Source organism: Pseudomonas sp. K5002 (assembly GCF_013386655.1).
Lineage (GTDB): Bacteria > Pseudomonadota > Gammaproteobacteria > Pseudomonadales > Pseudomonadaceae > Aquipseudomonas.
This window is the reverse complement of the sequence record NZ_JACARK010000939.1, coordinates 1-3,294: the sequence shown is the minus strand read 5'-3', so window position 1 is coordinate 3,294 and position 3,294 is coordinate 1. Positions and strand designations below refer to the sequence as shown.

At 62.0% G+C, this 3,294-nt stretch carries 4 protein-coding genes; 3 read left to right on the top strand and 1 reads right to left on the bottom strand.

Features of this window, described 5'->3' with window-relative positions; translation table 11 throughout:
- Together HX846_RS31325 and HX846_RS31320 are read left to right on the top strand one after the other, a co-directional pair.
- On the top strand, positions 1-1,104 hold a 1,104-nt coding region (locus HX846_RS31325; RefSeq protein ID WP_178966880.1), incomplete at its 5' end, for an ABC transporter permease.
- Position 1,105: 1 nt separating this feature from the next.
- Positions 1,106-2,224, top strand: coding sequence for an ABC transporter permease (locus tag HX846_RS31320; protein WP_003213965.1), 1,119 nt, complete (start codon positions 1,106-1,108; stop codon positions 2,222-2,224).
- A gap of 118 nt (positions 2,225-2,342) precedes the next feature.
- Here HX846_RS31320 and HX846_RS31315 read toward each other — a convergent pair whose 3' ends face one another.
- Positions 2,343-2,750, bottom strand: a complete 408-nt coding sequence (locus HX846_RS31315) for a flagellar basal body-associated protein FliL (protein WP_003213967.1) — start codon at positions 2,748-2,750, stop codon at positions 2,343-2,345.
- 149 nt (positions 2,751-2,899) lie between these two features.
- Here HX846_RS31315 and HX846_RS31310 point away from each other — a divergent pair.
- On the top strand, positions 2,900-3,294 hold a 395-nt coding region (locus tag HX846_RS31310), incomplete at its 3' end, for an alcohol dehydrogenase catalytic domain-containing protein (RefSeq protein WP_178966879.1).

Here is a 3,294-nt window from a genome sequence, read left to right as displayed (position 1 = left end):
GCCGTGGCCAGCCGCGAAGGCAAGGAACTGCTGCGGGACAAAGTGCGCATGGCCTTCGCCCTGTTGGGGGCGATTTTCATGATGGTGATCTTCGGCTACGGCATTTCCCTGGACGTGGAGAAGCTCGCCTTCGCCGTCTACGACCAGGATCAGACGCCGCAAAGCCGGGCCTACTTGGAAGCCTTTCGCAGTTCGCGCTATTTCGCCGAACAGTCGCCGATCACTGACTCCAACGAACTGCACAAACGCCTGCAGCGCTCGGAGATCAAACTGGCGCTGGAGATTCCGCCAGGATTCGGCCGCGATCTCTACGCCGGCCGCCAACCCGCCGTGGCCGCCTGGCTCGATGGCGGCATGCCGTTCCGTGCGGAAACCAGCCGCAATTATGTCGAGGCCGTGCACCAGGTCAACCTCCAACAACTGGCCGAACTGAACAGCACACCATTGAATCAGCAAGCCGCCGCCAAACTGGAAACTCGCTTTCGCTACAACCAGGACGTGGTCAGCGTGAACGCTATCGGCCCCGGCGTGATGGCGCTGATCCTCGCGTTTATCCCGGCGATGCTCACGGCCCTGGGGATCGTGCGCGAGAAGGAACTGGGCTCCATCACCAACTTCTACGCCACACCCCTGACCCGCCTGGAATTCCTGTTGGGCAAGCAGGCGCCGTACCTGGCCGTGAGCCTGATCAACCTGGGCCTGCTGGTGGCGATGAACCGCTGGCTGTTCGGCGTGCCGTTCAAGGGCAGCGGCGTGACCCTGGCTTTCGGCGGCCTGCTGTATGTGCTGGCCACCACCAGCATGGGCCTGCTGATTTCCGCGTTCACCCGCACCCAGATCGCAGCGATCCTCGGCACCATGATCATCACCAGCCTGCCGACCATCCAGTTCTCCGGGCTGATCGTGCCGCGCTCGTCCCTGGAAGGCGCCGCCGCGTTGATGGGCATGTTGTTCCCGGCGGGCTACTTCCTCGACATTGCAGTGGGCACCTTTACCAAGGCCCTGGACCTGCGTCAGCTATGGCCACAGTGCCTGGCGCTGTTCGGGTTTTTCCTGGGGTTCACCGGGCTTAGCCTGATCATGCTCAAGAAGCAGGAGGCCTGAGATGCACAAGTTCGCCCATATCCTGCGCCTCGGCATCAAGGAACTGACCAGCCTGCGCCACGACAGCGTGTTGCTGCTGTTCCTGTTCTACGCCTTTACCGTCGCCATCTATATGCCCGCCGCCGGCTCGGTGATCGGCGTGCACAACGCCAGCGTGGCCTTTGTGGATGAAGACCACAGCGCGCTTTCCCGGCAACTGGCCGAAGCGCTGCAACCGCCGGAATTCCAGGCGGCGGTGCCGTTGCCGTACGACCAACTGGACAAGGTGATGGACAGCGGCCAGTACACCTTCGTGATCAACGTGCCGGCGAATTTCCAGGCCGACCTGTTGGCCGGGCGCCAGCCGGGGGTGCAGGTCAACGTCGATGCCACGGCGATGAGCCAGGCATTCATGGGTGCCGGGTATATCGGGCGGATTTTCCAGCGGGAATTGCTGACCTATGGCAACCAGGCCGATGCCGCCCAAAAGGCGCCGGCGCTGCTGACCACCCGGGCGCTGTTCAATACCAACCTGGAAGGCGGCTGGTTTCTGGCGGTGATCCAGATCGTCAACAACATCACCATCCTCGCCATCGTGCTGACCGGCACCGCGCTGCTGCGTGAGCGCGAACACGGCACCCTCGACCATTTGCTGGTGCTGCCGCTGACTGCGCTGGAAATCATGCTGGCGAAAATCTGGAGCAACATGCTGGTGGTGGTGCTGTGCACCTGGCTGTCGCTGGAAGTGGTGGTGAAAGGCTTGCTCGGCGTGCCGCTGGCCGGGTCGCTGACTTTGTTTTTGCTGGTGACGGCGCTGTACCTGTTTGCCAGTACTGCCCTCGGCATCTTCCTCGCCACCCTCGCCCGCTCGACGCCGCAGTTTGGCCTGCTGGCGATCCCGGTGATTATCCCGATGCTGCTGTTGTCCGGCGGCAGCACGCCGCTGGACAGTATGCCGCAGTGGTTGCAATGGGTGATGCAGGGCTCGCCGTCGACGCACTTTGTGAGCCTGAGTGCGGCGATTCTGTTCCGGGATGCGGGTGTGAATGTGGTGTGGCCGGACTTGCTGGCGCTGGCGGGGATTGGGTTGCTGTTCTTTGCGGTGGCGTTGGCGCGGTTCAGGAAGAGCCTGGCTTCCTGAGGTGTCTGTCAGGGCCTCTTCGCGAGCAAGCCCGCTCCCACACTTGACCGAGTTCTAACATGAGAATGCGGTTAAATGTGGGAGCGGGCTTGCTCGCGAAGGGCGCGAAGCGACCGGCTTACTGGATGATCAGGTTGTTGAACAACAGATCCTCAACCTGCGGCTTGCCGGTTTCGTCGTTCATCACTTGCTGGGTCTGCTTCAGGGCTTCCTGGCGCAGTTTTTCCTTCCCATCAACGCTGCTCATGGTGTCGTTGGTCTGCTGGGTAAACAGCGCCACCAACTGGTTGCGAATCAGCGCGTCGTTGGCTTTCACGGCAGCGGCTGCCTCGGGACCGGTGACCCGCAGGGCGATATCCGCCTTGAACACCCGCAGCTTCGCGGTGCCATCCAGGCCGTAGTTACCGACAAACGGCGGGCTCAGGCTGATATAGCTGACCTTCGGCGCTTCGCCTTCTTTGGCTTCTTCGGCCAGGGCTGCCGTCGGCAGTGTCAGGGCCAGCATCAACAGGATCCACGCTTTCACAGTTCATTCCTCAATTCGGTTGCCCAGTAGCATAACGCTAGCAGCCCTGAGCACAAGCTTATGGCGACTTATCAGGCCGGGGCATGCTCGTTGACCCGTCGCCCTGCCCACCTACACTTATCGGCCAACACGCCAAAAGGAATAGTCCGATGAAAGCTGTGCTGTGCAAAGCCTTCGGCCCCGCCGAAAACCTGGTGCTGGAAGACGTCGAAAGCCCGGCGATCAAGAAGAACGAAATCCTGTTGGACGTGCATGCGGCCGGGGTCAATTTCCCGGACACCCTGATCATCGAGGGCAAGTACCAGTTCAAGCCGCCCTTCCCATTTTCGCCAGGCGGTGAAGCGGCAGGCGTGATCAGCCAAGTCGGTGAGAACGTCAGCCACCTGAAGGTCGGTGACCGGGTGATGGCCCTGACCGGCTGGGGCAGCTTCGCCGAGCAGGTCGCGGTGCCGGGCTACAACGTGCTGCCGATCCCGCCGAGCATGGACTTCAATACCGCCGCCGCTTTCAGCATGACCTACGGCACGTCGATGCACGCCCTGAA

Coding starts and splice junctions, on each gene's coding strand:
- HX846_RS31320 (WP_003213965.1), top strand. CDS start 1,106: ATGCACAAGTTCGCCCATATCCTGCGCCTCGGCATCAAGGAACTGACC.